We start from the raw sequence: 5,643 nt of genomic DNA, 5'->3' as shown, positions 1-5,643 counted from the left end.
GCATTCCCTTTTATTTGTCAACTGCCCCAGAAGAGGTGGCTAAAAACTTGCTGGTTTATCGTTATAAACAATTGGATAAGGCTATTGAAAATGGAGCAAAGTTAGGTTTTATTGATGGTGCTGCTTTGTATCCAATGGTGACTATGAATGGTGAAGAATGCCACAATGAATGGGAGATCACGTTTGAGGAAATCCACAGGAATGGAGCAATAGCTTTTGCTATTTTCAATTATATCCGCTATACAGGGGATGAAAGTTATCTTGCTCAATATGGATTAGAAGTATTAATAGGGGTTGCTCGTTTCTGGAAACAACGTGTAAACTGGAGTGCTGATAAGAATAGATTCGTAATGCTTGGTGTAACAGGGCCTAATGAATACGAAAACAACATTAATAACAATTGGTATACAAATAAACTAGCCGCCTGGTGTTTAAGATATACAATAGAAGCTTCAGCTGTTGTAAAACAAATTGCTCCTAAGGAATACAAAAAAATAGTAGCTAAGACCAGATTGGAAGAAGAGAAAGAATTTAGCGATTGGACTGCGGTTGCCGATCAAATGTATTATCCTTATGATGCCAAAGCAGATGTTTTTCTTCAGCAAGATGGGTTTATGGATAAGGAGCAGATATTGGTTAAAGATTTACCTGCGGAAGACCGACCTCTTAATCAAAAGTGGAGTTGGGATAGGATATTACGATCATGTTATATTAAGCAGGCTGATGTGCTACAGGGAATGTACTTCTTTGAAGATGATTATGACTTGGAAACACTAAGGAAAAACTTCAATTTTTATGAAAGCCGAACAGTTCATGAAAGCTCATTGTCGCCATGTGTACATAGCATTTTGGCAGCAAAACTTAACGATGAAGAGAAAGCATATGAGTTTTATCTGCGTACCGCACGTTTAGATTTGGATGATTATAACAATGATACCGAGGATGGATTGCACATAACTTCTATGGCAGGTACCTGGATGAGTATTGTAGAGGGTTTTGCAGGAATGAGGGTTCGTAATGGACAATTAATATTCAATCCCTTTGTACCAAAAGCATGGAATTATTTTTCCTTTAGCATAGGATTTAGAGGTGTTCAATTAAAGGTGAAAATTACTGCTGATCAGGTTCGGATTATAAATGGTTCTAATCAGATATTGGAAATAACTATATTTAATCAGTCTTATACTTTTCCTTCTGGTGAAAAGGCAATTACTTATAATGAACAATTGGTATGATTACGCTCATCAAAATTACATCGCCAGCTCATCATACAAGTACAAATACTGCCGGTTTCTGCGCAGATTATAGAATTTTAATACGACTTAAATGAGTTTAAAAACACTAACCGAAAATCCAAAGCTTAGTTTAGTTCAAATTATTAATATGAGTGTCGGGTTTTTCGGTATTCAGTTTGGTTGGGACTTACAACGTGCCAATATGGGGCGCATTTATGAGAATCTTGGTGCAAATCCAGATCAGGTACCACTTTTGTTCTTAGCTGCACCATTAACCGGATTACTTGTGCAGCCTATAATTGGTTATTTGAGCGATCGGACATGGCATCCTAAATGGGGGCGGAGGAGGCCTTATTTTATGGCTGGTGCTATTATCAGTTCTATAACCTTGGTGTTTATGCCACATAGTAGTGCATTGTGGATGGCTGCCGGTTTACTATGGATTTTAGATGTTGCAGGTAACGTGGCAATGGAACCTTTTAGGGCTTTCGTTACAGATAAATTACCAGACTCCCAGGTAAACAGAGGTTTTATTATGCAAAGTATGATGATTGGCCTTGGCGGAAGTATTGCATCGGCTTTGCCTTGGTTAATGAACAATGTTTTTCATTTGAGTAATACTGCAGCGCAGGGGTATATCCCGGAAAATGTTAAATTCTCGTTTTATATTGGTGCCTTCTTTTTTTTGGCAGCAGTACTATACACTGTATTTACAACTAATGAATATCCTCCTGCTGATGTTGATTATAAAGATAAAGTGTTGGAGAGTAATAAAGGTTTTGGAGCAGGAGCAAAAGAGATTTGGCACTCTTTATTGAACATGCCTAAAAGGATGCAAATTGTATCATTGGTTCAATTTTTTACATGGCCAGGTTTGTTTTTAATGTGGTTTTATTATACTACTGCCGTTGCAGTAAATGTTTTTGGTGGTAAAGATGCCAGTGACCCTGTTTATGCACATGGGGCCGATTTTGGGAGTTTAACTTTGGCTTACTATAGTGTCGTTACTTTTTTGTTTGCACTTGTTTTGCCCAAAATAGCTGATAGACTAGGCAGAAAGACTACACATGCTTTATGCTTGTTATGTGGTGCAATGGGTTTAATTAGTGTGGCTTGGGTACATGATAAAAACATGCTTTATTTATGCATGACGGGGGTAGGGGTAGCCTGGGCAAGTATTTTATCTATGCCTTATGCGATGTTGAGCGGGTCTTTGCCCAAAGATAAGATTGGAATATACATGGGAATCTTTAATTTCTTTATTGTATTGCCCGAGATAATTGCCTCCTTAGGCTTTGGCTGGTTAATGCGCGAAGTGCTACATAATGATAGATTGTTAGCGGTGCAGCTAGGTGGCGGACTAATGGTTATAGCCGCTATTATTTGTTATGTTTTTGTAAGAGAACCACGAAACATCGATTCAATTTTAGCCGACAAGCTTGCCATAGAAGAAAGAAGTCAATAGAATTTAAACTTTAATATCATGAAAAGGATTTATCTGATGGTGCTGATTTTATCGGTATTGGCCGCGGCATGCAAAAAAGCTAAAGTTAGCCCAGAGCCCGAAACTCCTGTTACACCTGTAGTTCCTGTTCCGCCGGTTAATAATGACTTACCTGTGGGGGCAAAGGATGGAGTCGTGTTTATTAATAATGGGACCTCGGCAATAGTCACCATTTATGCCCCATTAAAGAAGTCAGTCGCATTAATTGGAGAATTTAATAACTGGCAAGCCACAGTTATGAAAAATACTAAAGATGGAAATGTATGGTGGGTACAGGTTGATAACTTGAATCCTAATACAGAGTATGCCTATCAGTTTCTTGTGGATGATAATTTAAAGATAGCAGATCCATATTGCGAAAAAGTATTGGATCAATCTAATGATGGTTATATTGACAATACTACTTATCCAGGTTTAAAACCCTATCCGGTTGGGAAAACCACAGGTATTGTGAGTGTGATGCAAGGGAATAAGTCTCTATATACTTGGAAAAATTCGAACGGATTTATCAGACCTGCCAAAAATGATCTGGTAGTTTATGAACTATTGCTGAGGGATTTTACAAACGAACATAATTATGCATCTACTCTGGAAAAACTAGATTATTTAGTAGGGTTAGGCATCAATGCTATTGAATTGATGCCGGTAAATGAATTTGAGGGCAATTTGAGTTGGGGTTACAATCCTTCTTTTTATTTTGCTCCAGATAAATACTATGGAACAAAATCAGCCCTTCAGAATTTTATTGATGAATGCCATGGTCGTGGGATAGCGGTTATTTTGGATATGGTCCTCAATCATTCATTTGGTCAATCGCCTATGGTGCAACTTTATTTTGATCAATCATCAGGTAAGCCATTAGCTACTAGCCCCTGGTTCAATTCCAATGCAACGCACCCTTACAATGTGGGCTATGATTTTAATCATGAGAGTAGTGCTACAAAAACTTTTGCTAAAAATGTAATGAAGTTCTGGATGCAGGAATATAAAATCGATGGTTTCCGTTTTGATTTGTCGAAAGGCTTCACTCAGAAAGTCTCAGTTGGTGATGAGGCTTTTAGTGCATATGATGCTAGCAGGATAGCGATTTGGAAGGATTATAATAATTATATTAGAAGTATAGATGCCAATAATTTTTACGTGATACTGGAGCATTTTGCTGATGCGACGGAGGAAAAGGTATTGGCAGATGAGGGGATGATGCTTTGGAATAATTTAAATGTAAATATGAATGAAGCAACCATGGGGTGGTTAAATAATTCTGATTTCTCATGGGCTTTCTTTGCAAAACATGGTTTTGGGAAATCTGAGAACCTGGTCAATTTTATTGAAAGTCACGATGAAGAGAGAACAATGTATAAGAACCTTGCTTATGGCAATGCATCCACGACATACGATGTAAAAAACTTAGCTACAGCATTAAAAAGAGAAGAGATGGCTGCGGCTTTATTATTTGCTATACCTGGCCCAAAAATGATCTGGCAGTTTGAAGAATTAGGTTATGATATTAGCATTGATTTTAATGGAAGAACAGGTAACAAGCCTATACATTGGGAGTATTTTCAACAAAAAGAGCGAAAAGCGTTATACAATACTTATTCAAAAATCATCAATCTGAAAAAGAAGAATAACATCTTTAATGCAGTAGATGCGACGTATAATCTTAGTTCAGGGATAAAATATGTTAAGCTCATTGAAGGTTCAAATACAGTGGTGGTAATTGGGAATTTTGATGTGGTAAGTAAGGAAGCTATTATAGACTTCGGTGGTGGGGGGACATGGTACGATGCAATTGGAGGTGGATCAATAACCTTAAACGGAAATAGTTATAATAAAATATTGGTGCCCGGGGAGTATCATATTTACAGCAGGACTGTCTTGAATGGGGGTTGAAATAAATAAGGTTTTTAAAATAAAATGTCTATTTTTACAGCCCGCTTATGGAACAGATAAAAACATCATTTGATTTTGAAAAGCCTTTAGCTGAACTTGTTCAGCAAATTGAGAAGGTTAAACAGGTTGCTGATAAGACTAAAGTAGACATGTCTGCTACCTTAGCAGAACTTGAAGACAAATTAGGACAAACGCAAAAAACGCTTTACAGCAATTTAACAGGCTGGCAAAAAGTTCAAATGTCTCGTCATGCTGAAAGGCCTCAGACTTTAGACTACATCAGCATGATTTGCGATGACTTTATTGAAATGCATGGCGATAGGACAGTCGGAGACGATAAAGCAATTATTGGAGGTTTTGCTACTATCGATGGTCAAACAGTAATGGTTATTGGTCATCAGAAAGGTAAAAATACCAAAGAGCGTCAATATCGCAATTTCGGGATGGCTAATCCTGAAGGTTACAGAAAAGCACTTCGTTTAATGCGATTGGCGGAGAAGTTTAACAAGCCTGTTATTTCTTTTATAGATACGATGGGGGCATATCCTGGGCTTGAAGCTGAAGAGCGTGGTCAGGGAGAAGCTATTGCAAGAAACTTATTAGAAATGTCAGTGCTAAAAGTACCAATCATTTGTTTTGTGGTTGGTGAAGGAGCATCTGGTGGTGCCCTAGGTATTGGTATTGGGGATAAAGTATATATGTTGGAGCATACCTGGTATTCAGTAATTTCTCCGGAATCTTGCTCTTCAATTCTTTGGAGAAGTTGGGATTACAAAGAAAAAGCAGCCGAATGTTTAAAGCTGACTTCTGATGATATGTTCAAAAACAAACTTATTGATGGTATCATAAGAGAACCTCTTGGTGGTGCACATCAGAATCCTGAGCAAATGGCCGGAACTATCAAAAAACAGATTCTGGACGATTTGAAAGTGCTTACGAAAGAAAAAACTGAGAAAATGATTACTGCCAGGATTGATAAATTCTGCGCAATGGGGGTGGTTGTAGAAGGGT

General features: G+C 37.7%; 4 protein-coding genes. All 4 read left to right on the top strand.

Features of this window, described 5'->3' with window-relative positions; all coding sequences use genetic code 11:
* The coding region (locus tag J1905_RS18835; protein ID WP_284445130.1) for a glycosyl hydrolase family 65 domain-containing protein at positions 1-1,235 on the top strand (1,235 nt) is incomplete at its 5' end.
* 91 nt (positions 1,236-1,326) lie between these two features.
* Positions 1,327-2,700, top strand: coding sequence for an MFS transporter (locus J1905_RS18830; RefSeq protein WP_214228777.1), 1,374 nt, complete (start codon positions 1,327-1,329; stop codon positions 2,698-2,700).
* 18 nt (positions 2,701-2,718) lie between these two features.
* A complete protein-coding gene (locus J1905_RS18825) occupies positions 2,719-4,632 on the top strand; it encodes an alpha-amylase family glycosyl hydrolase (RefSeq protein WP_214228776.1) in 1,914 nt (637 codons plus the stop codon).
* A gap of 47 nt (positions 4,633-4,679) precedes the next feature.
* On the top strand, positions 4,680-5,643 hold a 964-nt coding region (locus tag J1905_RS18820; protein WP_214228775.1), incomplete at its 3' end, for an acetyl-CoA carboxylase carboxyltransferase subunit alpha.

This window comes from Pedobacter sp. B4-66 (genome assembly GCF_018492665.1).
In the GTDB taxonomy this organism is placed as follows: domain Bacteria; phylum Bacteroidota; class Bacteroidia; order Sphingobacteriales; family Sphingobacteriaceae; genus Pedobacter.
Note: the sequence above shows the minus strand (reverse complement) of the source record. Positions and strands in the feature narration are given on the sequence as shown.

Coding starts and splice junctions, on each gene's coding strand:
- J1905_RS18825 (WP_214228776.1), top strand. CDS start 2,719: ATGAAAAGGATTTATCTGATGGTGCTGATTTTATCGGTATTGGCCGCG.
- J1905_RS18830 (WP_214228777.1), top strand. CDS start 1,327: ATGAGTTTAAAAACACTAACCGAAAATCCAAAGCTTAGTTTAGTTCAA.